Source organism: Myroides sp. (assembly GCF_032073645.1).
Taxonomy (GTDB): Bacteria; Bacteroidota; Bacteroidia; order Flavobacteriales; family Flavobacteriaceae; genus Flavobacterium; species Flavobacterium odoratimimum.
Genome location: NZ_DAMANB010000004.1, coordinates 43,334 through 69,091, shown reverse-complemented (window position 1 = coordinate 69,091; position 25,758 = coordinate 43,334). Strand labels below are relative to the sequence as shown.

At 33.3% G+C, this 25,758-nt stretch carries 25 protein-coding genes and 3 tRNA genes; 6 read left to right on the top strand and 22 right to left on the bottom strand.

All coding sequences use genetic code 11. The features are described 5' to 3' along the window. Positions 1-855: 855 nt before the first annotated feature. Entirely contained in the window at positions 856-1,689 is an 834-nt protein-coding gene (locus RT228_RS04295) for a universal stress protein (protein WP_006259235.1), read from the bottom strand. Positions 1,690-2,008: 319 nt separating this feature from the next. On the opposite strand from RT228_RS04295, the gene mnmE reads away from it, so the two are divergent. Then, the gene (gene mnmE / locus RT228_RS04290) at positions 2,009-3,400 is read left to right on the top strand and encodes a tRNA uridine-5-carboxymethylaminomethyl(34) synthesis GTPase MnmE (protein ID WP_071307309.1); all 1,392 of its coding nucleotides are present in this window, start codon (positions 2,009-2,011) and stop codon (positions 3,398-3,400) included. Positions 3,401-3,458: 58 nt separating this feature from the next. On the opposite strand, the gene RT228_RS17965 is transcribed toward mnmE, so the two are convergent. From RT228_RS17965 to RT228_RS04250, 9 genes are all read right to left on the bottom strand, one after another. Beyond that, positions 3,459-3,698 carry a hypothetical protein gene (locus RT228_RS17965; RefSeq protein ID WP_326367084.1) on the bottom strand — a complete coding sequence of 80 codons (240 nt, stop codon included), beginning with the start codon at positions 3,696-3,698 and terminating at the stop codon, positions 3,459-3,461. Continuing rightward, positions 3,685-3,936, bottom strand: a complete 252-nt coding sequence (locus tag RT228_RS04285; protein WP_225581876.1) for a hypothetical protein — start codon at positions 3,934-3,936, stop codon at positions 3,685-3,687. Before RT228_RS04285 ends, RT228_RS17965 begins: the two co-directional genes overlap by 14 nt. 442 nt (positions 3,937-4,378) lie before the next feature. Next, positions 4,379-5,437: an NAD(P)-dependent alcohol dehydrogenase gene (locus RT228_RS04280; RefSeq protein ID WP_016649580.1), complete on the bottom strand. Its 1,059-nt coding sequence runs from the start codon at positions 5,435-5,437 to the stop codon at positions 4,379-4,381. 30 nt (positions 5,438-5,467) lie between these two features. Then, the gene (locus tag RT228_RS04275; protein WP_006259239.1) at positions 5,468-6,034 is read right to left on the bottom strand and encodes a sugar O-acetyltransferase; all 567 of its coding nucleotides are present in this window, start codon (positions 6,032-6,034) and stop codon (positions 5,468-5,470) included. Between the two features lie 95 nt (positions 6,035-6,129). After that, positions 6,130-6,951, bottom strand: a complete 822-nt coding sequence (locus RT228_RS04270) for a helix-turn-helix domain-containing protein (RefSeq protein WP_006259240.1) — start codon at positions 6,949-6,951, stop codon at positions 6,130-6,132. A 138-nt stretch (positions 6,952-7,089) separates the two neighbouring features. Next, positions 7,090-7,446 (bottom strand): topoisomerase C-terminal repeat-containing protein, encoded by a 357-nt coding sequence (locus RT228_RS04265; protein WP_006259241.1) that lies wholly within the window; start codon positions 7,444-7,446, stop codon positions 7,090-7,092. Positions 7,447-7,589: 143 nt separating this feature from the next. Then, positions 7,590-8,717 carry an FAD-dependent monooxygenase gene (locus tag RT228_RS04260; RefSeq protein ID WP_286399722.1) on the bottom strand — a complete coding sequence of 376 codons (1,128 nt, stop codon included), beginning with the start codon at positions 8,715-8,717 and terminating at the stop codon, positions 7,590-7,592. A 128-nt stretch (positions 8,718-8,845) separates the two neighbouring features. Continuing rightward, a complete protein-coding gene (locus RT228_RS04255) occupies positions 8,846-10,495 on the bottom strand; it encodes a mechanosensitive ion channel family protein (RefSeq protein ID WP_006263297.1) in 1,650 nt (549 codons plus the stop codon). A gap of 178 nt (positions 10,496-10,673) precedes the next feature. Next, positions 10,674-11,030 (bottom strand): DUF4377 domain-containing protein, encoded by a 357-nt coding sequence (locus RT228_RS04250; protein WP_016649584.1) that lies wholly within the window; start codon positions 11,028-11,030, stop codon positions 10,674-10,676. Positions 11,031-11,124: 94 nt separating this feature from the next. Between RT228_RS04250 and RT228_RS04245 the strand changes: the two genes are divergently transcribed. Then, positions 11,125-11,688: an NADAR family protein gene (locus RT228_RS04245; protein ID WP_313138478.1), complete on the top strand. Its 564-nt coding sequence runs from the start codon at positions 11,125-11,127 to the stop codon at positions 11,686-11,688. A 35-nt stretch (positions 11,689-11,723) separates the two neighbouring features. Here the strand turns inward: RT228_RS04245 and rlmF are convergent, their stop codons facing one another. Together rlmF and RT228_RS04235 are read right to left on the bottom strand one after the other, a co-directional pair. Beyond that, positions 11,724-12,632: a 23S rRNA (adenine(1618)-N(6))-methyltransferase RlmF gene (rlmF, locus tag RT228_RS04240; protein ID WP_006259246.1), complete on the bottom strand. Its 909-nt coding sequence runs from the start codon at positions 12,630-12,632 to the stop codon at positions 11,724-11,726. 65 nt (positions 12,633-12,697) lie between these two features. After that, positions 12,698-14,431, bottom strand: coding sequence for an SWIM zinc finger domain-containing protein (locus RT228_RS04235; RefSeq protein ID WP_286406995.1), 1,734 nt, complete (start codon positions 14,429-14,431; stop codon positions 12,698-12,700). 174 nt (positions 14,432-14,605) lie between these two features. Here RT228_RS04235 and RT228_RS04230 point away from each other — a divergent pair, with 174 nt between their 5' ends. The 3 genes from RT228_RS04230 to chrA all read left to right on the top strand — a co-directional run bounded on the left by RT228_RS04230 (position 14,606) and on the right by chrA (position 18,061). Beyond that, the gene (locus tag RT228_RS04230; RefSeq protein WP_131540773.1) at positions 14,606-15,964 is read left to right on the top strand and encodes a hydroxymethylglutaryl-CoA synthase family protein; all 1,359 of its coding nucleotides are present in this window, start codon (positions 14,606-14,608) and stop codon (positions 15,962-15,964) included. Positions 15,965-16,053: 89 nt separating this feature from the next. Continuing rightward, entirely contained in the window at positions 16,054-16,842 is a 789-nt protein-coding gene (locus RT228_RS04225) for an AraC family transcriptional regulator (RefSeq protein ID WP_131540772.1), read from the top strand. 79 nt (positions 16,843-16,921) lie between these two features. Further along, positions 16,922-18,061: a chromate efflux transporter gene (gene chrA, locus RT228_RS04220; protein WP_006259250.1), complete on the top strand. Its 1,140-nt coding sequence runs from the start codon at positions 16,922-16,924 to the stop codon at positions 18,059-18,061. Here the strand turns inward: chrA and RT228_RS04215 are convergent. The 5 genes from RT228_RS04215 to RT228_RS04195 all read right to left on the bottom strand — a co-directional run bounded on the left by RT228_RS04215 (position 18,058) and on the right by RT228_RS04195 (position 20,422). Continuing rightward, complete coding sequence (locus RT228_RS04215; protein ID WP_006259251.1) at positions 18,058-18,726, bottom strand: phosphatidylserine decarboxylase family protein; 669 nt, start codon at positions 18,724-18,726, stop codon at positions 18,058-18,060. The genes chrA and RT228_RS04215 overlap by 4 nt on opposite strands. A 294-nt stretch (positions 18,727-19,020) precedes the next feature. Continuing rightward, positions 19,021-19,091: transfer RNA gene (locus tag RT228_RS04210), tRNA-Cys, on the bottom strand. 22 nt (positions 19,092-19,113) lie between these two features. Further along, positions 19,114-19,184, bottom strand: a tRNA-Cys gene (locus RT228_RS04205). 22 nt (positions 19,185-19,206) lie between these two features. Then, positions 19,207-19,277, bottom strand: a tRNA-Cys gene (locus RT228_RS04200). A gap of 20 nt (positions 19,278-19,297) precedes the next feature. Continuing rightward, positions 19,298-20,422: a DegT/DnrJ/EryC1/StrS family aminotransferase gene (locus tag RT228_RS04195; RefSeq protein ID WP_006259252.1), complete on the bottom strand. Its 1,125-nt coding sequence runs from the start codon at positions 20,420-20,422 to the stop codon at positions 19,298-19,300. 601 nt (positions 20,423-21,023) lie between these two features. Here RT228_RS04195 and RT228_RS04190 point away from each other — a divergent pair. Beyond that, on the top strand, positions 21,024-21,677 hold the full coding sequence (locus tag RT228_RS04190) for a hypothetical protein (protein WP_230486145.1): 654 nt from the start codon (positions 21,024-21,026) through the stop codon (positions 21,675-21,677). Here the strand turns inward: RT228_RS04190 and RT228_RS04185 are convergent, their stop codons facing one another. From RT228_RS04185 to hmpA, 5 genes are all read right to left on the bottom strand, one after another. Then, positions 21,678-22,139 (bottom strand): GNAT family N-acetyltransferase, encoded by a 462-nt coding sequence (locus RT228_RS04185; protein WP_006259254.1) that lies wholly within the window; start codon positions 22,137-22,139, stop codon positions 21,678-21,680. A gap of 12 nt (positions 22,140-22,151) precedes the next feature. After that, positions 22,152-22,958 (bottom strand): PhzF family phenazine biosynthesis protein, encoded by an 807-nt coding sequence (locus RT228_RS04180; RefSeq protein ID WP_006259255.1) that lies wholly within the window; start codon positions 22,956-22,958, stop codon positions 22,152-22,154. Between the two features lie 323 nt (positions 22,959-23,281). Continuing rightward, complete coding sequence (locus RT228_RS04175) at positions 23,282-23,545, bottom strand: helix-turn-helix domain-containing protein (protein WP_006259256.1); 264 nt, start codon at positions 23,543-23,545, stop codon at positions 23,282-23,284. Between the two features lie 188 nt (positions 23,546-23,733). Next, positions 23,734-24,333 (bottom strand): Crp/Fnr family transcriptional regulator, encoded by a 600-nt coding sequence (locus RT228_RS04170; protein ID WP_006259257.1) that lies wholly within the window; start codon positions 24,331-24,333, stop codon positions 23,734-23,736. Positions 24,334-24,491: 158 nt separating this feature from the next. Further along, positions 24,492-25,697: an NO-inducible flavohemoprotein gene (hmpA, locus tag RT228_RS04165; RefSeq protein WP_006259258.1), complete on the bottom strand. Its 1,206-nt coding sequence runs from the start codon at positions 25,695-25,697 to the stop codon at positions 24,492-24,494. Positions 25,698-25,758: the final 61 nt, after the last annotated feature.

Here is a 25,758-nt window from a genome sequence, read left to right as displayed (position 1 = left end):
ACCCAATACTTTTATGTTTGACGCAATAAACTACTCAAAAACTAACTCTTTTACGTAAAACATAAACACCATAAACACCTAAAAACAAACTAGTTAAGCAATTATAAAGCTATATACTGATAAATATCAATTTAAATAATAACTAGTCTTTCGTATATTGCTTTATGAAACATCTAAACTGTACGTTTAAAAAATGAAACGCCCTACTCAAAAGGCTAAATCAGTTTTCTAATACTTAATGATAACTACAATTAAACGGGTCCTAATTTTATAGTTTAGACACTTATATACAATAGATACACTGCATTCCAATACAGTAGAAGTCCTTCTCCATATTTTATAAAAAAGAATGTTTCATTTTCTCATACTCTTGTAAACATTATTCATTCTACTATAATTATTATGTTTTCTTTATCTATGTCTCCTACCCGTTATGGTGAGTAGTAATCTTCCTTTAAGATTGACTTAAAAAGACAAAAACTAGACTTTAATAGTCTTCTATAATTAAACATTCTGCATAAGTTACTAACTAACAAATACTAACAGAGATGTTTATTTTATCCGTTAGTAATCGTTAAAACTATCATTAACCATACTCTATGTGTTTTTAACTATTTTAATTGGTTTTTAGGAGTTAGTTTTAATAAGAACTACACTTATACATGTTTTAGGCTAAAACATCCCGTACGAACCTACTATAGGGTAAAAAAAGCTCACTATCTTTTATGAGGCCATTTAACTATTAAATGATGATCACTCTTGAAATCAAAAAACACGTTATACAGTACTAGATTAACTACAACAAAAAAAGGTGCCCTAAAAGGACACCTCTATATACTTAATAAAGAAAAATTCTTATTCTTCGTGGAAGGCTAACACAGGAACATAGTTGTGGTAACTTAATTTCTTAGTCATACTACTTGTAAATAGTTTTTCGAAGAAACCTCTATTTCTTTTTACTGAAACTAAAAGGTCAATATTCTCTTCGTCTAAGAAATCAAATACTGCTTTTTCTACATCACTGCTTTCTACAATATAGAATTTCACATTGTCATTCTTAAAGTTCTCTTTCCAACTATTAATTACAGCAGGATCTGCTTTATCTTTTGCAGTTGCAACGTGAATACATTTTACAGTTGCATTAAACCCTTTAGCCATTTGAACAATAGTCTCTAAAGTAGTTTTATCTTGTGAACTGAACAACGTTGTAAATGCAATAGAATTAATTCCATCAAAAATAGCATCATGAGGAATACTCAATACTGGAATACCTAAAGAACCTATTGCATTAGCAGTATTAGAACCTAAGATTTTCTTATCTAATCCTGAGTTACCATTTGTACCCATTACTACTAAATCAATCTCTTCTTCTTTAACTCTTTTCTTCAAGATAGTGTTCAAAAAGCCTTCTTCTAAAATGAAGTGCATTGGAACGTGGTCTAAGTTATGTTGTTTTGCTATATCTCTAATTTGAGGTACTTGATCTTTGAAATTTTCAAAATTGCTCAACTCAATAGATTTATATACATCCTGTACCATTACAGGATTAGCTGTTGCAGAAATCACAGGCATCTCATAAGCATGTAGTACAAAAAGAGTTGCATTTTGGTTTTCTGCCATTCTTAACGCATATACTAGAGCATTGTTAGCTGTTTCTGAAAAATCTGTAGGGAATAGTATTTTTTTCATGGTATCCAATTGTTTTATTTGTATAAAGATATGAATAATCTTTATGTTTTTATAGTATTTTAAAGGCTAAAAGTTGTAAAATATGCGATATAGAGCTTAAATAGCATGTAAACACATACTTTTATACCTATTAGGTATAAATAGACAAATTAGGGCACTACTCTACCTTTAATTAGCCTTATAGTGATAAACATTTCGACTTAGATTATACAAGACTAACCACGCTAGTAGTAGCTATACAAAGAACTTCTTAACCCAATAGTAGACATCATTAGATTAAATGAATTAATAGTATCTTTGCCTCATATTTAGAAAAGATATGATATTACAAGATACTATTGTCGCTTTAGCTACTCCTTCAGGAGCAGGTGCTGTAGCTATAATAAGAGTTTCGGGTAAAGATGCAATTACACTAGTCAATGGCATTTTTAAATCGATCAAGAATAAAGATTTAACGACACAAAAAACACATACTTTACACTTAGGTCATATTGTAGATGGAGAGCGTGTATTGGATCAGGTATTAGTGTCTGTTTTTAAAGGACCTAATTCATACACAGGAGAGAATACAATTGAAATTTCTTGTCATGGTTCAACCTTTATTCAACAACAGATCATCCAATTATGTCTGCGCAAAGGTGCTAAAATGGCTCAAGCAGGAGAATTTACCATGCGTTCCTTCTTAAATGGAAAGCTAGACCTATCTCAAGCAGAAGCGGTAGCTGACTTAATTGCCTCTGACAATGAAGCAAGTCATCAAATCGCTATGCAACAAATGCGTGGAGGTTTCTCAAGTGAGATCGCTAAGCTTCGTGAACAATTATTGAACTTTGCTTCTCTTATTGAATTAGAGTTAGACTTCTCAGAAGAGGATGTTGAGTTTGCTGATCGTACACAGTTTAGAGAACTAATCGACCGTATAGAATTTGTTCTTAAACGTCTTATCGACTCTTTTGCTGTTGGTAATGTAATTAAGAATGGTATTCCTGTAGCTATCGTTGGAGAACCTAACGTAGGAAAATCTACTCTACTGAATGCTTTATTAAATGAAGAACGTGCTATTGTATCAGACATCGCTGGTACAACACGTGATACAATCGAAGATGAATTAGTAATAGATGGTATTGGATTTAGATTCATAGATACTGCTGGTATCCGCGAAACAAAAGATGTAGTAGAAAGTATCGGTATCCAAAAGACATTCGAAAAAATCGAAGCGGCTCAAGTTGTTATCTACCTAATAGATGGAGCTAAGCTAAATAGTAGTTCTCTTGATCAGGTTAAAGTTGAGTTAGAGAAACTAAAAAACAAATACCCTCTAAAACCACTTCTTGTAGTATGTAACAAGAGAGATTTGTTATCAGAGGAACAGATTGGTTTATACCAAGCAAATATCGACAACCTTATGCTGATGTCTGCAAAAGAAAATATGGGCGTAGAAGAACTAAAAGAGGCTCTATTAGGCTTCGTTAATACTGGTGCTCTACGCAATAATGAGACAATCGTAACGAATACTCGTCACTACGACTCCCTATTAAAAGCTCTAGAAGAAATCGAAAAGGTTAAGTGGGGACTTCAGACTAACTTATCTGCTGACTTAATGGCCATAGATATCCGCCAAGCATTATACTTCTTCGGTGAAATAACTGGACAAGTTACGAATGATGAATTATTAGGGAATATTTTTGCGAACTTTTGTATCGGTAAATAGAATCCCTTATAAACAAAGACTTTAAAGAGCGTTGTAGTACTTCACTACAACGCTTTTTCTATATAGAACAACTAATAAGTACACCTTCTAATTCATAATTAATGTATGCTACAGGACATAAATCTCTAGCATAAATAGGAGACGTTAAAAATAAATAAACTTTACACACATCTATATTACTGAGTTTATACCATTCACCTAAAACCTTACACTCTTTATAGTTTTGATGTAAAAATCTTTCGAGATAAATTATTTCTTTTCCATAATAATCACTTAAATCTGCCTCAACGGCAAATATATAATGTAATTCTAATGGACAACCAGTTTGTAATTCTCTTTTTCGCTTTTTCTAAATCGTTGGTAATGCCAATTTTATAAAATGAAGAATCTTTCGCTTTTAATAAATATAAAAAGCGAGGAACAATACCATACAATACATTTTTTTCAAAAATTAAAGTAGCATCTCTCTCGTTCTCTACAGAATCTAAAAGATTCGCGATTTCTTGGTGATTCTCCTCTGTAAAATTAATCCTCATCTTAAATCTTAATTTTATAAAAAGCAATAGCTTAATGATCTTTATAATATACACAAATGTAAGGAATAAACTATAATATCTTTCTTTTCACTAGTAACGTATGTTTTACTTAACTAAAATAAGTGTCTTTTAAGTACTTTTGATATCTAAGCTAATCTCTTATTCAAATGAAAACATATCTTATTAGATCAAATTATTGAAGAACAAATAGGCTCTATAGGTACGCAAAAGCGTGATTTATTTGAATCCAAGATTCAATTTGAATTAATTGGTTCAAAAATTAAAGCTTCCTTCAGATTCCAACTCACGATGGACACCCTTGCTGTCGGTTAACATTTCCTGCTGTAATGGCGTGTTCGGGACTTACACCCTAGAGTTATCGCCCATGCTGGGCACACATATAAAAAAGGGAAACTTTATAGGTCTCCCTTTTTACATTATCTTAATTGTTTTTAAGTGATGCCATATCAATTACAAAACGATACTTTACGTCTCCTTTTAATAAACGGTCATAAGCCTTATTGATATCCTGTATTTGAATTAATTCAATATCAGATGTAATATTGTGCTTACCACAGAAATCAAGCATTTCTTGTGTTTCTTTAATACCTCCAATTAGTGATCCTGAGAAACTAATTCTATTTAAAATCAAACTAAAAGCAGATACAGGAAGTGGATGCTCAGGAGCTCCCACAAGAGTTAAAGCACCATCTCTCTTAATTAGTGATAAATATGCATTTATATCATGTTGAGCAGAAACACAGTCTAAAATAAAGTCTAAGGTTCTAGCATTGTTTTTCATTTGATTCTGATCTGTAGATAAAACAACATCATCAGCACCTAAGCGCTTTGCATCTTCTACTTTTGATTGAGAAGTTGTAATAACAACTACATAAGCTCCCATTGCCTTAGCTATCTTAACAGCCATATGTCCTAATCCTCCGATGCCAACAATCCCTACTTTTTTACCAGGACCTACATTGGCGTGTCTTAAAGGTGAAAAAGTTGTAATACCTGCACATAATAATGGTGCTGTTGCTGCTAAATCTAAATTATTAGGAACACTTAATACAAAGTCTTCATCCACTACAACACTCTCTGAATATCCTCCAAAAGTTTGCATATTTAAGTGCTTGTCATGACTATTATAGGTTTGAATATTATCATGTTCACAGTACTGTTCAAGGCCTTCTTTACAGCTATCACACTCGCGACAACTATCTACCATACATCCCACTCCAACTAAATCTCCTACTTTATATTTAGTAACTTCACTACCTACTTTTACTACCTTTCCTACAATCTCATGCCCAGGTACATTCGGATATTGTGTACCTCCCCACTCATTTCTAGCTGTGTGAAGATCCGAGTGACATACACCACAATATAAAATATCAATCTCCACATCTTTTGGTGTCACTTCTCTACGACTTATATTCATTTGTTTTAAATCCGCCTCAGGGGCTTGTGTACCAAATGCTTTTACATTTTTTGTATTCATTTTTTTCAAAATTTTTTAATTAATATAGCTTTAAAAGGTTTTTATAATTTTTGCAGGTATTCCCCCTACAATAGTATTGTCTGCAACATCTTTAGAAACTACTGCTCCTGCAGCTACAATAGCATTCTCGCCAATTGTTACCCCTGGTAATATCGTTGCATTTGCTCCAATCCATGCTCCTTTTTTAATATGAATTGGCGATGGTACTAGTGAACTTCTATCCTTAGGATTAACTGGATGCCCCTCAGATAACAAACTAACCTTAGGCGCAATAAGAACATTATCCTCTATTGTTATTCCTCCCAAATCAAGGAAAACACAATCAAAATTGATAAAAACATTCTTTCCTAATTTTGTGTTCTTTCCATAATTAATATAAAAGGGAGTAAATATCTCTACTGTATCTTCTATTGGGAGATTTGTAATCTCACTTAGCAGTTTTCTTTTTTCAATGGGATCAAGACAGTTATTCAACTTGAGTACTAAATCTTTAGTGATATAACATTCCTCTGTTATTTTATTCCATTGAAGATCATCTGACTTGATAGTTTCTCCACTACGTAATCTTTTAAAAACATCATTATTATTCTCTAACATATACTTGATTTATTTTTGGTAAAATTAAAGCTGATAAAGAATAAAGGTTTTACTACAAAGCTCATTTTACATTACTCTCAAGCTCATTTTTTAATTTATACTTCAGTTGGAGAAACTCCATATTGCTTTTTAAAAGCTGTAGAAAAATGAGACGAGTTTTTAAAACCTACTTCTAAATAAATATCCTGAACTTTACCTCTTTCTTCTTTTAATTTTAAATAAGCTGTTTCTAATCGTTTTTGAATAATCCATTTTTGAGGTGTAAGATTACTTATCTTTTTAAAGTCTCTTTTAAAAGTAGCTAAACTTCGACCTGTATAAGAAGCAATCTCTTCTATACTTAATTCATCCATATAGTGGTCTTTTAGAAACTCTAAAATATCAATTTTCCAAGGCTGAGTAAAATCAAATAACAAAGGATAAAATATCTCTGAGTTATTCAGTAAAGCATAAATCCCCTCTAGTAACTTTAAGTGCACCACATGTTCAGAAGGCTTTACTTTCTCATTGAAATAAGGGGTTAGTGATTCAAACAAACTTGTTATATCTACTTTTTGTTCAATAAGAAATACGTTCTTGTCTGATATAGTAATATCTTTAGGAAGATCACTCTTTTTTAATTTACTATAAAACTCCCTAAGTACATTTCGGTTAAAGGTTAGCGAAATCCCTTTATAGTTCTCTTTTCCTTTACTATTTTTATACATCGTTAACTGATGATTGCGTCTTATAAAAACACACTCTCCCGCATGAACTCTTATTTTCTTATTTCTATCTTCTATAATTTGCTCTCCTGAATATACATAAACAAGTACATGCTCTGGTGTGGCATGAATACACTTCTCATTGTTATCTGTATAACAAGAAAGAAATATACCTGAATAACTAATGGTTTGTAAAGCGTTACTTACTTTCATTTTTCTTTATTTTACTATTTATAAAGATACACAACATCCAATGAACTATTTTGTTGTAAAGCTCATTTATACTTTCTCAAAAGCTCATTTAATAATAAAAGCCACCTATTTGTTGAGGTAGCTTCTATTATTTTAATCCTATTTATTCTTATTAGTACTAAATTCAAACCCTGTTGTATAGTCTTCTTTTAAAATAAGGTAAGCATCATACTTCTTACCTGCTTTACTAATTAGTCCTTTTTGCAGTTTGGTTTCCCCTTGTTCAAGTAAATCAGCAATATCCTCAACTAAGAGTTTAACTCCACACACCTCTTTAAACAAGATCCAATTACAATCCGTATTTAAACATTTGACCACCTTCTCTCTTAGTTGAAGTGTATGTTGTTTACACTTTAGACAAGATAAATGATCTATTTCATTGCTTGATTTAATGGATAGAAGCTCATTTGTTATCTCTGAAGTATAATCTTCTATCTGCCTATGAAAATCTTCCATATCAGTTTTGTTCTCTTCAATGTCTTTAAAGGCTGATTCCCATTTAGCCGTTAATAAAACGTCCGAAATAAGTTTGTCTTTGACTATTTACAATTGTATCGGTAAGTAAAAAAACTAAAAGCGTTATACATCCTATAACGCTTTTATACCTCTTGTAATTCAAACATCATGCTGATCTGTTTATCTTTTAAGAAAGAAGGAGCAAATCGAAAAGCCATATTTCGAACAGAAGTGATGAGTGGATTACTAAACTGGGATACTTGTCCCATACGCCAACTATCACGAACAATCTGAGTTACCTTCTCACGGCGAATAGAAGTAAATTTATGAAAAGCATCGACTAAAGAATGCTTCTCTAATAGTTTGCTGATAATATATACATCCTCTATCGCTTGACAAGCACCTTGTCCAAGATTCGGTGTAGTAGCATGAGCAGCATCTCCTATGATACACACTTTATCCTTAGACCACTCCTGGATAAGAGGCAAATCATATATCTTATTTAAAAAGATATCAGCCTCAGCAGTCTGCATAATCATATCCTTAACTAACGGACTACAATCTTTAATAAGAATAGAAAGATCTTGATTTTTAAGATACTTATCCTCGTTGACTAGAAAATACCAATATACCTGCTTTCCTTCTAGTTTGACAAAACCAAAGCGTTCTCCCCTTCCCCATCCTTCTAATGCTATATGGTCATAATCCGTAGATAAATCTATATCTAATACACCACGCCAACATACCTGCTTAGCATCTCTCAAAGGATAATCACCAAATATCTTTTGTCTCACTTGAGATCGAATACCATCAGCACCTACTACATATTCATGAGTCGCAGTACTTCCATCTGTAAAACGAAGTGTGTAAAATCCTTCTGCATCCAAACTAACATCCTCTAAGCGCTTATTTAATACAACATGCTCCATTCCCACCTCTTCTAACAAAACATGGTGCAAATCGCTTCTATGTATTGCAATATTAACCAACTGATATTTCTGTTCAAAAGCAATCAAATCTGATTGTGTCAGTATATTCAAATTCATATCCGTTAATCTCACTTTAGAGATACGTGTACCTCTTTGAGTTAATTGATCAGATACGCCTAAGTGTCGATAAACCTGCATGGCATTATTAGCGATAGCAATCCCCGCTCCTACAGGTTTAATTTTCTCTGTAGACTCATAGATAACAAAAGGAATATTAGCCTTTTTTAAAGCTATTCCCATAGTCAGCCCGGCTATACCTGCTCCTATTATTGCTACTTTCATATCTTCCATAGTTGCTTATACTTTATCTAACGAATATACAAAAACACTACCTAATCCCCTCTAAACACACTTATAAAAAACAAAAGCACCGAAATAATTATCTCAGTGCTCTTATCTATCATTTACTTTTAATTCTTTGTTTCTGGTTGTTCCTTCACATACTTTGGTGGAACTGTAGAGTCTTCTCCATCTACCACTCTATTTACACTATAATGTGGAGCGACCATCTCAATATTATTTTCTGCAAAAACATCTTGTGCATGTTGACGCAAATCAGAATATACCTTTGCTGATAACTTCGCCTCTTTGATATATACATTCAATTGATAGTCAACATAAAAATCCCTAAACTGATCTTGTAAGATAAATGGTTTCTGGCGTTTTAATACATGTTCTGTTCTATTTGCCACCTCGTATAACATCTCATGAACTTTTTGCCATGGTACATGATAACCAGCCCCTATTGTCAAATAAAGAATCAACCCATGCTCTTTAGCTGACTGCGTATAATTAACCGTTTGAGCGGACATGATATTAGAGTTCGGAATTGTGATCACTTCATTTTTAGGTGTCTTAATTCTCGTCACTAACGCTGTCTTTTCTAACACATCCCCAGTGAACTCACCTAACTTAATACGATCTCCTAATTTAAAAGGTCTCATATAAGTAATTACTAAACCTGCTACCAAGTTTCCTATAACAGATGTAGACCCTAGAGATAACATAATACCTGCAAATACAGATACCCCTTGGAATATCTGAGAATCAGAATTAGGCAGATAAGGGAATATCAAAATAAACATAAAGATAAATAGCAATCCACTGATCAAATTATAAGTAGGAAAAGCCCAATCAGGATAGAACCCTTTAATCGTAATCTTGTTAGTAGCTATCTTTTCTGCTAAAGATCTAACGAACTTCTGCACATACTTAAATATTGCAACAATAACGATAATAGTAAACAGCTTGGGCATATAAGCCTTAATACTTTTTCCTACTGATTTTAAAGGAGTCAATACATATTCTAACAATTGATCAGAAATATGTTTTGTATAAGGAAATAATTTAAATATAGCTAACAACCCAATATATAAGAATATCAACACCACGATTAGCTTAATAACTTTCGCTATTGATATAGTTGTCAGCATAGCTCTTTGATCATCTATGATTCCAAAGATTCCTTTAATTCTCTTCCCTCTCTGCTTCCAGATAGCCACTTTACAGCGTCTATAAATATATCGTATCCCTTTAAGAATAAAATATTCTACGATGATAATAGCTATTGTCCCTGCTACTTGTATTAAGATTTGTTGCCAACTCGTATTGTGTTGTTGTAATTCTACAGCAGAGATAATCTGCTTTTTATAGTACTGTGCAGCTTCTAATTTACTTTTGCTTTCTTGTGCGGCTTGTATACTATCCACACTCATCAGTATCTCATTTTGATACATCAGATTAAGATAGTTTCCAGTATCAGCTAATTTGATAGAATCTCCTTCGAATAAATAATCCTCAGCTAACATAGCGATCTTTCCTTCTATTGATTTAGCACGTTGCTTAGAAGTAAAAGAACCTATATTACCATAAACATTAAATAAAGTATCATTAAAGTTAATCACTGGTGTTTTCTCCATCACTACGACAACAGTACGAACAGTCTCGACTGGTTCAGGAGTTTTAGAAGAGGGCTTCTTATTTTTAGCCCAAGTAGACCCACCCATAATAAGGGCTGTCAATAGTATAAACAAACGAATGTTCATCATATAAAATCGCATAAAAACAATCTATAAAAGTTGAAGTAAATTTAACTTTTAAAATAACAAAAACTATACCGTAGCGAAAATATTGTTTTCTTTATTTTAATAGCGAAAAGAGTACTCCTAACAAAAAAGTTAACTGAACAAAAAAAGGATGCTCTGCGGCATCCTTACTAGTATATCTATATACACTTATTTATTCTTTTTTCTCTTTAGAAATTAATTTGACTAACACATATTCAAAATTACTATCCATCAATTCTTTATTGTGAGTTCTTGTAATATCTAATACATACATATAACCTTCTTCGTAGTTAAATCCTTCTATAGACGGTGTATAATCTAAAATCTCACCAGACATGGTATATAATATTAAATGCTCCACATCTTGCCCTTTAAAAGGCTCTATGGGTTTCATCAGGGTATAAGATTCTACTTTTACACGCTTATTTTCTCTTGTGATAGACGAATTATCATCACTACTACAAGCTACTAAAAAGCTCATCAATAAAGTACATATCGCAAAATACTGTACTACTTTCTTTAATTTCATTTTTTAATAATTAGTTGATTGGATTGCGGCTAAAATAAACAATTTAATAAAGAATAGGATTCTTTATTTTTGCACAGCATAATTCAGAATAACAATGGAGTTTGAACAACAGTATAGCCTAGAGAAACATATAAAAGAGTACCAAAGTGGAAAGAAATCAAAGTACATCTTCTTTTGGGGACATCAAAAAAGCAAAAGTAGAGAGATAACAGCAGCATGTTTTAGCCAATGGTGGCCTAGTCGATTTGAGGTCAATGGACAGTCTTATGCTTCTACAGAGCATTGGATGATGGCACAAAAAGCACTATTGTTCAATGATCACGAAATCTATAAGCGCATTATGAATGCCAAAAGCCCTATGGAGATGAAAGCATTAGGAAGAGAAGTACGAGGTTTTCGAGAAGATATTTGGGTAACTAATCGTTATCGTATCGTGGTAGAAGGTAACTATCATAAATTTACTCAAAACAAAGAACTTCAAACCTTTCTAATCAATACTAAAAAAAGAGTACTAGTAGAAGCTAGTCCAGTAGATACGATATGGGGAGTAGGATTAGCAGCAGATAATGAAAAAATAAATATTCCTGTCAAATGGAATGGATTGAACTTACTCGGTTTTGCCTTAATGGAAGTAAGAGAGATGATAATGAATAAATAAAATAACAAAGGATGCTGATACAGCATCCTTTGTTATTAATACCTCCACGCCAAAATGCGGCTTATCTTATTCCCTTGTTCCATATTTATAATACGAACCTCTTTAGTTTCACTTCGTTTTAATAGTGATTGCAGAGGTTTAAGGTTATCTTTATTAGACACTAAAGTGGTGAACCATACTGCCTGTCTTTTAAAATGCTTACTCTCATAAATGTAATTAGTGATAAAGGCAAGTTCTCCACCATCACACCACAACTCATTGTTCTGCCCACTGAAGTTCTGTACTGGTTTACCCACCACTTCTTTACCTAGGTTTCTCAACTTCTGTGTTGTCTTCGCCAACACCTCAGCTCTTGACTTAAAGAAAGGAGGGTTACAAATCACCACATCGAAGTATTCCTTCTCTCCTATTATATTCTTTAATATATTTCGCTTAGTAGGTTGCTGACGGATACTGATATGACTCTTTAGATGAGGGTTGTGCTCTACGATATGACTAGCTGTCTTTACAGACACTACATCTACTTCAGACCCCACAAATTCCCATCCATACTCAGCCACACCTATAATAGGATATATCACATTAGCTCCTATTCCAAGATCTAATATCTTTACTCCCTTTCCTGTAGGTACTTTTCCATTGTTCCCCTCTGCCAGTAGATCTGCTATATAGTGGATATAATCAGCTCTCCCAGGGATAGGTGGACATAGATTCGTCTTAGGCATTTCCCAATACGTCATCTTATAGTCCTTCATCAGTATGGCTTTATTCAATAAAACCACTGCTTCAGGTTTTGCAAAGTCAATTGTATCTACCCCTGACGGGTTCTTGATAATAAAAGTTGCCAACTCAGGCACCACTTGTTTTAACTTATCAAAGTCATATAAATCCTGATGTTTATTACGTGGGTGTAGTTTCTTCTGCGTTTTCTTTGCTTCTTTCATTATCTTTATATTTCATGCAAAATTAGGGTATTTAAGTGGGTTCTACTACATAAAATCTCAATACTCTAAACTTTATTAAACTCATCTAGCATAGCAGGTCTCTTAGGATACTTCTTCTTCATCTCATCTACTATAGAATCAATAATTCCTACAGCTTGCGGAAACTCTTTTTTAAGAGAAATTAATAGATTACCAATATTCTTATAATCTGAACGATTATTAGCTCTATCTGCTTCTAAAACAATGAGAGGTCTTAAAACATCAAATATTACATCAACAGTATACTCTTTTTTAATGTATTTTAGATAAGGCAATACTAAATCTAATCTACTTACTTTTTTTAACAAGTCAAATAACCTATCTACATACCCCTCTAAAGAATATAGAACACCTACTGAATTAACTAAACCATCATATGGATTACTATTAAACATACTGTGTTGTTTCACTTTACTCTTAGCTTCACTGATTAAACTGTCTATTTTTTCTTCGATGATTACTGTCCATTCTTCTTTTGTAAATGTTGCTTTTAACTTACTATAATAGGTTTTATTGATTTGCCAACCAAAAAAGACTTGTTTATTGTAGAAATAACGCATACGTTCAACATCTTTTTCTGATTCTGCAATCTCTAATAAGATAAGTTCCCATTGGTTAACAGTTCCGGGATGTTTTAATTCTTCTGCTATTTTTATTCCTTCAATAAGTAATATTTTTGCTTTCTCATACTCTCCATGCATCATCTCTCGTTGAACTAAGTTTCTTCTAACTTCTGGAATAGATATATTATCCAACATCTCTTGATTCAACTGTTCTTCTCTTCCTATTTTTCCTAAAAAGGATAATCTAACGTTAGTAAAATGTCTTATTCTATATTCCTCAGAATTACTTTCTTTTATCTTTTTATCTAAAAATGTGAGGTAAAATTCTTCCTTAAATATCTTCAAACACAATAATTCGAAAGAACCTAATAACTCATAACCAAAATCTCCGTAATCAAAATAAACCTCTTTTGCTAATTCCTCTTCAAAGAATGAAATTAAAGACTCTTTAAACTCAATAGTTATATCTGCTTCTATGATACTATCCAATATTTCAATAGCTTTAAAGATTAAATCACTAAAATATCCATTACTATCATCAGAAAAGGTAATCACATCAATAGCTTCTTCTATAAATATTTGTATTATACTACACGCATCTCTATAATTTCTTTCAGCTATAAGTTCATTTACTCTACCTAAGTATATTTCTAATTCTTTACTTAATTTTTTTGTTTCTGTATAACTGACAAAACCTCGTGAAGTATGCTGTTTAATTATTTTTCTAAAAACCTCTTTATACTTCTCTTTTATATCGACTGTATCATCCCTATCTACAAAATAAGCTTCTAAAGACACTTTTAGTCTTGCGTCTTTTTTTGCACTTATAAAAATAAACTCTCTTAAATCTTCTATGCTTAATTGTTCGACTAAATCTTTAAAACTCATCCTTTTTACCTTCTTTGTTTTCTTTGGTACAACCTCTATTGTCATATCATCTCTCAATTGATACAATACAGCAACAACATGTTTACAGACAGCTCCATCATAAGGACAGTCACAATTATAATCTTTGATACTCTGTGATTTATCTAATTCTATAACAACAGTATAATCATCATTCCCCTCTACTTCACCCTCGTAGATATAATCACCTAGTTTAGTAATATCCTTCACCATCCCTTGCTCATAATACTCAAATCCGCGCTTCAAGATAATATTGCTAACATTTGTTTCAAAATTGAATAAATTGTTCATCTCTTCTAAATTAACTATATCGTAAAAATACTATAATCTTTTATAAATAGAAAAACCATGTATTAATAACATTAAACCAATAACATAGCATTATTACATAAATTTTATTCAATTTAGTTAGTTATTTCTAACAAATGACTTTAATTTTACCCTTCATTTAAATTAGTAAAGATTATGAAAGTCGGAATAGATAGTATTGCATACTTTATCCCTAAAATTCACTTACCTATAGAAACATTAGCTATCGAGCGAAATATCGAACCTCTCAAATTAACTAAGGGGCTTGGTTTACAAAAGATGGCCTTATTAGATACTTACCAAGATGTAATCACAATGGCTGCTAATGCTGCGTATAGCTTACTACAAGACAATACTGCTATCGCTCCTCAAGACATTGCTAAAATATACGTAGGTACAGAGAGCGGATTAGACAACTCTAAACCTATTGCTTCTTATACCTTAGGATTATTAGAGCAAATCTATGGACAAGGTACTTTTAGGAATTGTGATGCTGTAGATCATACTTTCGCTTGTATAGGTGCAGTAGATGCTATGCAGAATGCTATTGACTTTATAAAAGCTAATCCGACAAAGAAGGCTATTGTTATCGCAACAGACTACGCTAAGTATGACTTAGCTTCTACAGGAGAATACACTCAAGGTGCAGGTGCTATAGCTTTATTAATTAGTGCTAATCCTCGTATGTTAGCTTTCACAGGGCAGACTGGAGTAGCTACAGAAAGTGTATTTGACTTCTTTAAACCTCATCGTTCGATAGAGAAAAAAAGCATCACAGGAAACTCTACTAATGAGGCATGGCATGGTATAGAAGAAGCAGAAATCTCTATACACAAAGATCAACCTGTATTCGAAGGACAATACTCTAACGAATGCTATATCAATAGAATCACAGAAGCGTACACTCACTTCAAAGAGTTAAACAATAAAAAAGACCAGAAAGTATACCAAGATTGGAAGGCTGTACTAATGCATTTACCTTATTGCTTCCAAGGACGTAGAACTTTCCATGAAATAGTATTACAAGAGAACCCTGAACTAGTAGACAGAACAGCTGCTGATGCAAAAGATCAGATCAAAGCATTTGCTAAGTCAGAAGCGTATATGGAATTGGTTAATAATAAGATTGCCCCATCAGAGATAGCTTCTGGTGAAGTAGGTAATATCTATACAGGGTCTATATTCTTAGGTTTGCTATCTACTCTATCTCACTTTAACGATACAAAAGAAAGTTTAGTAGATACTACACTAGGATTTATTGCTTATGGTTCAGGATCTAAATCTAAAGTATTCGAAGCCGAAGTACAAAGTACATGGCAAGAAGGTATGCCTAAAGTATCTATCTTCGAAACTTTAAAACAGTCAACAGCAATAGACTTCAGTACTTATATCGCCCTTCATAAGAAAGAGCAAAAAACACCAATACAGCCTGCTAATAATGAATTTGTAATAGACTATATCGAGTCGGCAATACCTCATCTAATAGGAGCACGCTACTATAAGTTTGTAAAATAAGAATAAAAGAAATTCACTATACTCACCTCTTTCTAACCAATAGAAAGAGGTTTTTTTCATTATACTTGTATTACCTAAGTAAACACAAAATGAGTATTCCAATCAACAATAAAATAGAAGAACAAAAATTAATCAAAATAGCCATATTTAAAAAAGAAATCAGAACGACAAAACCGCATAAACACCAAGGTTATTTTGAACTCATATATCTAAAGAATACAACAGGATACCACTGTATAGATGAACAACAATACCGGCTTAGTACACACAACCTATTTATCATAAAAAAGGAGCAAGTTCACTATTGGAACATAACTTCAGAACCCTTTGGATATGTAATTTTAATTAAACGAGACTTCTTTTTACAGTGTATGGACAGCACTTTAAAACAATTCTTTTTTGATATTACCCAACTGACTCAAATAGACTTACCTGAAGATACTAACATTGATCTCCTCTTTGCCTTACTACTTACAGAAGAAGATCAAACTGCTCAAGAGGCTTTACTCAAGGCTTTATTTATCAAAATACGCAATTCTACGATAACAGAACAACTCCCTCTTAAATCAGGTATATACAGTGCTTATCTACACTTATTAAACATAGATCACACACCAATCAACAAAGTAAATCACTATGCTAAACTCCTCCATACCACCCCTCAAAATCTAAATGCCAGTTGCCAAAAAAACATTGGACTATCAGCTGCTGCAGTACTAGCGCAACATATCATTGCAGAAGCAAAGAGATTATTAATCTACACAGATTTCTCTATCAATGAAATTAGTTTACAACTCAATTTTACAGATGCATCACACTTTACTAAATATTTTAAAAAGCATACTACTTATACACCAAATAACTTTAGGAAACTTTAATCTCATACCATTCTATTTTCAAATATACCAGATAAACTCCTATTAAATTATCCACCTTTGCTCTTATAGCGTGTACATTATGGAAAACAATACTATTGGATTAAAGGAATTGGCAAAAGTCTTTTTTAAACTGGGTTGCTTAGGCTTTGGTGGACCCGCTGCACATATTGCAATGATGCAACGAGAAATAGTTGAAAAGAGAAAATGGCTAAATCCACAGGAATTTCTAGAATTAATTAGTATCACTCATCTAATCCCTGGACCTAATAGTACAGAGCTTGCCATCCATATTGGTTACACCACCAGAGGCTGGAAAGGACTGTTTATCGCTGGTATATGCTTCATATTTCCTGCAGTAGTACTGACTTGCATACTAGCCTATTTTTATAAACAATATGGACAACTTCCTGAAGTAGAAACCTATTTATATGGATTAAAGCCCTCCATCACTATTATCATCCTTCTACTTGTATTTAAATTAACGACTCAATTTATCACTAAACCCAAATCGATAATACTCACTTGTGGAGTGTTTGTACTTTCTTTAGCTGGGTATAGCGAAATGACCTTACTATTACTTACTTTAGCCTTATCTCTATTATACTATACATACTGCCGAGTAAGTAGAAACCACCTTCCTTCTTTTATCCCCTTATTAGCAATCCCTTACACGGGATATCACGCTGATGTGAATATAAAACTCTTTTGGATCTTTTTAAAGATAGGTAGTGTATTATACGGAAGTGGTTACGTCTTATTTTCGTTTATTGAAACAGAACTAGTTCATAAAGGTTTACTGACAAGAACTCAACTCATAGATGCTATTACAGCAGGTCAGATAACACCTGGCCCTGTCTTTTCTTCAGTAACCTTCGTTGGTTATCAAATAGGAGGTTGGTCAGGTGCTGTTTTTTCTACTATTGCAGTATTTATCCCTTCATTCCTCTTGATTTTGTTAATTACTCCTATCGTGCATTACCTAAAGAGATCTAATCTTTTTCAGCTAATACTAAAAGCAGTGAACATCACCTCTATTGCTCTTATTGCTTCTGTCTGTATTAGTCTAACTTCAGAGAGTATTAGGGATAAAAACGACTTTATAATCGCTCTCACTATATTATCTATCAGTCTTTTTTTCAAAAAGATAAACACTGGCATACTTTTACTCATAGGATTAATTCTAGGAAAGCTACTCCTATTCCTTGCTCCCTACTTCTAGCACGACTCCCACTCTGCTATAGTTGTAATACCACTCTGAGCGATATCTCCTAACTTTACTTTAATCTTAGCATCTAAAGGTAATAGTAGATCAACTCTAGAACCGAACTTAATAAATCCCATTTCCTCACTTTGTTTAGCAATCTTACCTATCGTAAGATAATTGACAATACGATTGGCTAAGGCACCTGCTATCTGTTTAGCCAAGACCTCTCTTCCACTTTTATGCTTATACACCACAGTATGACGTTCATTAGCTGTTGAAGACTTCGGATGCCAAGCCACTAGGTGTTTTCCCTTGTGATACATACTATATAACACCTCCCCTTCTATTGGATTTCTATTGACATGAACATTCAAGACACTCATAAAAATAGAAACTTGAATACGCTTATCTTTAAAATACTCATCTGCTTCTACTTCTTCTATTACAACCACTTTTCCATCACAAGGAGCTAAGACCAAGTTGTCGTCTTGTATCAACACTCTTGACGGGATTCTAAAGAAAGAAATAACCAATGCTATAAGAATCAATGTGACTATAAAAATAGCTAATTGTAACAACCAAAAACGAGGACTAATCAATTCATAAGACAATATATTAACCATGATAAAAGTACATACTCCTATCAGGATAGATCCTTTTCCTTCTTTGTGTATTCTCATAAGTATATTGATTTTTAAAATTGATATTATTGTTTTAATAGATAAAGTACTATACCATATTTATCTAAAAAGAGTACTTGACTACCCAACAGTGTAGTCAAGTACATAACTTCACTTGCGATTAGTAATAATAAAGTTGTAAAGAAAAAATCATTTTGATTATGCTAGTAAACTGTTTTTAAGTAAATACATCTTCATTCCACAAGTAAAATTCAATAATTAGAGAACTAGTATTGTACTAGTAACAACATAACTAATTCACTAATTGACAAAACAAGTTCTATTACTGAGTTGAGGTTCTGACTGGATTCGAACCAATCTAATGACCATTGCGTAGTCATGCCTATCCTCTCGGCCACAGAACCTTTTGTTTACCCTCTTATATTGAGGTTCCGACTGGATTCGAACCAATCTAATGACTATTGCGTAGTCATGCCTATCCTCTCGGCCACAGAACCTTTTGTTTATCCTCTTATATTGAGGTTCTGACTGGATTCGAACCAATCTAATGACCATTGCGTAGTCATGCCTATCCTCTCGGCCACAGAACCTTTAATACTATCAATATATCTTATCTTTTCTTCAGTTTTTCAATTACACTTAATACTCCTTCTGTTATGAAAATCAATTCTTCCTCAGTCAACTCCGTATGTATAGGTAATGACAATACCCTAGAAGTCAAATACATTGTATTAGGTAAATTATATTCTCTATCTTTTAATGTTTTAAACATCTCTTGTTCATGACAAGGCACAGGATAATATATCATACTAGGAATGCCTAACTTTGCTAGTTCTTCATGTACCTCATCTCTATTCACCCCTTCTAGAATCATCGTATATTGATGAAAAACATGGTGACTATAATCTGGTACATAAGGAGTAATGATATTAGAACTAGCCTTAAAAGTTTGGTTATAATAAGCAGCTGCTTCTCTCCTTTTATTGCAGTAGTCATCCAAATATTTTAATTTCACATTTAAAACTGCTGCTTGAATAGAGTCTAAACGACTATTCACTCCTACTATTTCATGATAATAACGTCTCTCCGAACCATGATTACAAATCTTACGCATAGTATGAGCTAATGAATCATCATTAGTCATAATCACTCCACCATCGCCATAAGCACCTAAGTTCTTAGAAGGAAAAAAAGAAATACAACTGATTGTTCCCATTGTTCCTGTTTTATAAGAAGTACTTCCTTGTTTATAACTTCCTCCTATACTCTGAGCGTTATCCTCTATCACTGCAAGATTATACTTATCTGCTATTGGCATAATCTCTCCCATATTAGAACATTGACCATACAGATGAACAGGTATAATAGCTTTCGTTCTCTCAGTTATCGCTGCCTCCAGGCTCTCTTTATTAATAGTAAATGTATCTTTATCTACATCTACGAATACTGGTGTTAATCCTAATAGAGCAACTACTTCTACCGTTGCAACAAAAGTAAAGGATGGAGTTATCACTTCATCACCTGGCTTCAAGCCTAATGCCATCAAGGCGATCTGTAATGCATCTGTACCATTAGCACACGGGATCACATGCTTCACACCTGTATAGGTTGCTAGATTATCTGTAAACTCCTTCACAGCTGGTCCATTGATAAAGGTACTCGTTCTAATCACTTGCTCAATTCCCTTATCTATTTCTTCCTTTATTTTTTCATATTGACGTTGTAAGTCAACCATTTGTATAGCACTCATTGTTTATCCTCTTGCAGCTCCAATCCAATTAAAATTCTATCATTTCAATTGCTATTCTAAGCCTTATTCTGTGATACAAATGTATATTGATAATAACACACCTACCTAGTCCAGTTTTTACAAATACTCCCTATAATCTATCTCTTGGTTTCTATAGATTTTTGAACTAGATTGATTTGGGGTGAGTCCGTACTGTGTCCGTTATGAGTCCGTAGTGAGTCCGTTATTCTAAACAAAACAACGGACTAAATACTGATTCATCTCTTTACCCATTCACTCTTATACAAAACAATACTTGTGTGAAATATTAACTACACAGAATCATCTAACAACTACTATTTACTTCATCTACCTAGCCTAAAGATCAATATTTAGACATTATAACACTTTACCTTACCTACTTCCTTACATAAAAACCTGATTTGATTACAATTCTTCAAAGTTTAATTACACTCCACCTTCTTCTAAAGGGATAAAAACAAATCTTTGTCTTGTTAATTCTAAATCTATAGTGATGACTACTACAAATAATATAAGTTCTATTTGGGTGAATAATCGGCGCAAAAGAAGCCTACTGGATTTCCTTATGTTCTGGAAAAAAAGACCTTGTCCACATGTCAAACTCCCTACTCCCCTACACCTTATAGAGTCGTGTAAAGGATTAGTATTAAACAACCTGAAAGTCAAGTCTATTCTATTTTCAACAGATATTGCCTTAATAGAAAATAACGATGCAGATGCTATTCTTGCAGTGTACCCATTTGCTCCCTCACAGAATATTATTAAAACCTTAATTGAGTTTTCTAAGAAACCTGTTATTTGTGGAATAGGTGGAGGTATTACCCAAGGGGACTTTGCCATTACCATGGCTAAAAAAGCAGAAGCTTTAGGCGCCGCTGCAGTCATAGTCAATCAACCGTTTAAAAATGAAGATATCGCTGAAGTAAAGAAGCATATCAATATTCCTATTATATCTAGCGTATCAACCCTTAATTTTGATTTTAAATCACGTATAGAAGCAGGGGTAAGCTGTTTTAATGTGACAGGTGGAGCAGATACTCTAAAAATAGTAGATTATATTAAAACAAACTACCCTAATATAGCTGTAATCTCTACTGGAGGTAAAACAAATGAATCACTTCAAAATATAGCACAAAAAAAGGTAAATGCTATCATTCTTACTCCTCCATCTAATGGAGAACTATTTCGCTCTATTATGGATGGTTATAGAGAACAGTGATTATTGTGATAAATGAAGTACATAAACCTGTTCGCCATCTTTTACTACACCTGTATTCACAAAGCCACAAGAGGTATACAGTTGGATCGCTCTCAGATTACTCTCATCTAATCCGAGATAAAGCTTTTGTATATCCTCTCTAAGTCGCATTTGTTCTAAAAAGGCTCCAAACGCTTTCTTCCCATATCCCTTACCTTGATGTTGGTAATCAATCATAAATCGCATAATCCAATAATTGTCTTGGTCACGATCATAAGGTCCTGACATAATAAAACCGATTAATTCTTCATCGCTATAAATAGCCTGTGGCTCTAAATTAGGATAAAACTTAGACTCTGCTATAGATACTGCATTGCCACAGATATACTCCTCATCAAAAGTAGGTTTACCATCTTGATTAGTCGTTAGCAGACCTACTTCATAGTAGTTATCTGCTGTTACTTCTCTTAATGTAATTCGCATATATATAGTCTTCTATATTGTAATTATTCCTTCACTAAAGATAACAGCACAACTCTTAATAATCACTTTATCCTCTGTCAACTCTACTTCCATACTACCAGTTCTTTCAGAACACTGAAATGCTTTCAGTACCTTTTTGTCTAATCTGATGTACCAATACGGTGCTAAAAAACTCTGAACAGCCCCAGTCACTGGATCTTCATCTGTACCTGACCAAGGCCAAAAATATCTATACTCATAATCATATCCCTCTATACAAGAGCTCGCAGTGACTACCACTCCATTAATCCCAGTATCAATATTTCTTAATCTATTAAAATCAGGAGACAAGGCTGCTAGTTCTACACCATCTTGTATCTCTACCATGACGATATTATGTTCTTTATTATATCCACAGCTCAACACCTCTTTTATACCTAGTGCATCCACTATCTCTTTTGATAAAGTCGTGTTCTCTACCTCTAGAAGCGGAAAAGACATTTCTATATTCACTCCTTGCTTGCGCACTTCTACTGTATAGCCTGAGTGTGTATTAAATATAATCTTATGTAACTGCTCTTCTCCACTAAAAAGTGCTTTGGCAGAAGCCATAGTAGCGTGTCCACACAGTGGAATCTCCATCTTAGGAGAGAAGTAACGAATACTATATTTATTATCTTCAATAGGCATCACGAATGCCGTCTCTGAAAAACCAAATTCTTTAGCGATAAGGATCATTTTTTCCTCAGAAATAGGTTGTTCTAATAAACATACTCCAGCTTGGTTTCCTTTAAAAAGTTCTGTTGTAAATGCGTCTACTATAAATGATTTTATTTTCATGAATATTGTACTTTCGATAATTAACTAAGAATGAGCCAATAGAGATATAGTCCTCTCTAAGCCTCCTTTCTCCAATAACGCTCATTATGCAACGAAAGTATAAAGTTTCTATTATTCTATATACTAAAAGCTACTGAGTCAACTAAAAAGCTGATTCAATAAGCTTATTGAGTACCTCAAAAAGTCAAAAGTCAAGCATAGATAACAGGAATAGTCTTGTTATAGAAACAAAGTTCGTTAACCTCAACTCTTTCTATACTCATTAGGTATCTGTCCAATATAGCGCGTAAAATACCTACAGAACAAGGATGCATCTGCAAACTCTAGCTGATCACGTGTTTAACAGACAGAAAAGTGGTGTTTAAATACTCTTTAGCTTTGTTTATAACTGCAAAACCTATCCATGACTTAACTGACTCACCCGTTCTCTTCTTGATTAGTGAACTTAGATGCTGTAGTGTTAAGTGTAGATGTGTGGCATAAAAAGAAACATTGCGTTCTACCACTCCATATTCATCGAGAAGTTCAAAGAAACAATCCATAATATCATTAACTCTATTCTTCTGTAAGTTTTCTTTTAAAGTCATAGAATAATACGACTTTGACACTACTGTAATCAAGGAATAAATAAGGTACTGTAGCATCTGTTCTAACAAATAAGTCTTAGGTAGACTATACTGTTTTCTGATAAGTAGAGACAACTCTTCGATTAGTTCATTATCTTGTTTATTAGGATAAATAACAGGTGTATCTAAGACCTCTGTATTGTTCTTGATTAAATTACGACTTTACTATTGATAATTTGTACTTTGCTATCACTCTCTAATCTTTTTAAAGTACGAATAACTGTTTCTACTCTCAACCCGGTCAAATCTGCAATTTGTTGTCTAGTCAGATCAATGGTCAGTGGACGAGAAGTTTCTTCCACAGCTTGTTGATGAGACTTTAGATAGTTTAGCAGGGTCATAATACGATTATCAGGGTCTTGTGAAGCGATATCAGGTGCCATAATAGACTTATAGTATAAGCGTCTAGACAGGCTCTTATTCATAGCTAAAGACACCTCATTATTTTGTCTCATCATTTCATAAAAATCACCTTTGGGCAATTGAATAATCTTCGCATTGCTCACGGCTATTGCATTGGCAGGATAACGCTCTTCTATAAATAGAGGTGGCTCTCCGAAGCTCTGTCCAGATGTAAAAATATTCTGTATAAACTCTCTCCCATCAGCACTAAAGTTATTCATCTTTACCTTGCCTGACACAACTTGATAATAATGACTAGGGTAATTCCCTTCTTGAAAGATAATTTCATTCTTCTTCACTTCTCTTATTTCAGCTCCATATTGCGTTAACAATTCTATCGTAATCATATTGCCTTTTAAATATCTACCTTATATACTTATATTGATATCCAAAGCTACTAATAAACTATAGATGCAAACGCTAAAAAAAAGCGAAAATACACTTAGTATTTTCGCTTAAAAAAAATATAGACTTACATCCAATATTGTCAATTAACTATTTCGAGTTAAACAGATGCTGGTGTAAACTCTTCATAGAAGATCTGATCTGCACTGATATTTAGAGCTTTTAAATCACGAAGTTGCTTCTCTAAGAAAGGATGTGGTCCACATAAATAGTAATCTGCTTCATTCGTAAACTCATATCCCTTAATCGTAGATAAATCAACAACTCCTTGATAAGTTTCTATATCTTCAGCCACCTGATCTAGACTGTCATAAAAGAAGATTGGCTTCACCTGAGAACAGTTATTCGTAATATAGCTTAGTTTATTTCTAAATGCCTGTACCTCTTGATTTCTACACCCGTGAATCCACACAATATTGTGATTTACCACTCCACTTAATTCTAATGCCTCTAGCATTGATAATAAAGGCGTCTGCCCTATTCCTCCACTGATAAACACTTTATCTCTCTGGTTCTCCTTTAGCACAAAGTTTCCTGACGGAGAACTAATTTCTACAGTATCTCCTTCATTAATATGGTCATGCAGATGATTACTAATCATACCATTCATATCGATCTCTTTTCCTAGTTCGCGTTTGATAGATATTCTATAGTACTCGTTATTAGGAGCACATGATATAGAATATTGTCTGATCTGCTCTAGGCCTATTCGTTCTAAAAAGACTTTAATACTGATATATTGTCCTGGTTGATGCTGTACAACAGCACTCCCATCTGCTGGTACCAAATAAAAGGAAGTAATCTCTCCAGACTCTACTACCTTACTCTTCACAGTGAATGCTTTCCACCCTATCCAGTTATTCGCTTCATTCTCCTTAGCTTGATAAATCTTATGTTCGTGTCCTATCATGATATCTGCTAATTGTTGATAAGCCACTGCCCAGGCTTGTACGATATCTTCTGTCGCTGCTTCACCTAGTACCTCTTTTATAGACGCTAGTAGATGAGTTCCTACTATTTCATACTGTTCTGGCTGTATTGATAAGCTGGCGTGCTTATGCCCTATTAGATCAACTACAGGCATTAATCGCTCTGGCTGTGAAATATTTTCTGCATAGCCAAGTACTGCCATCGCTAAAGCCATCTGTTGTTTGCCAGCACGTTGATTCCCCATATTAAATACATTCTTTAATTCTGGGTGATATTCGAACATTCTCAAGTAAAAATGTTTTGTTAGTTCTAATCCCTTCTCTCTTAGCAAAGGTACTGTTGCCAAGATTAATTGTTTTTGCTCACCTGTTAACATGTCTTCGTTGTTTTATAATGTTACAGCCAAATATAGAAGCTTACCTACTACGCATTTTATG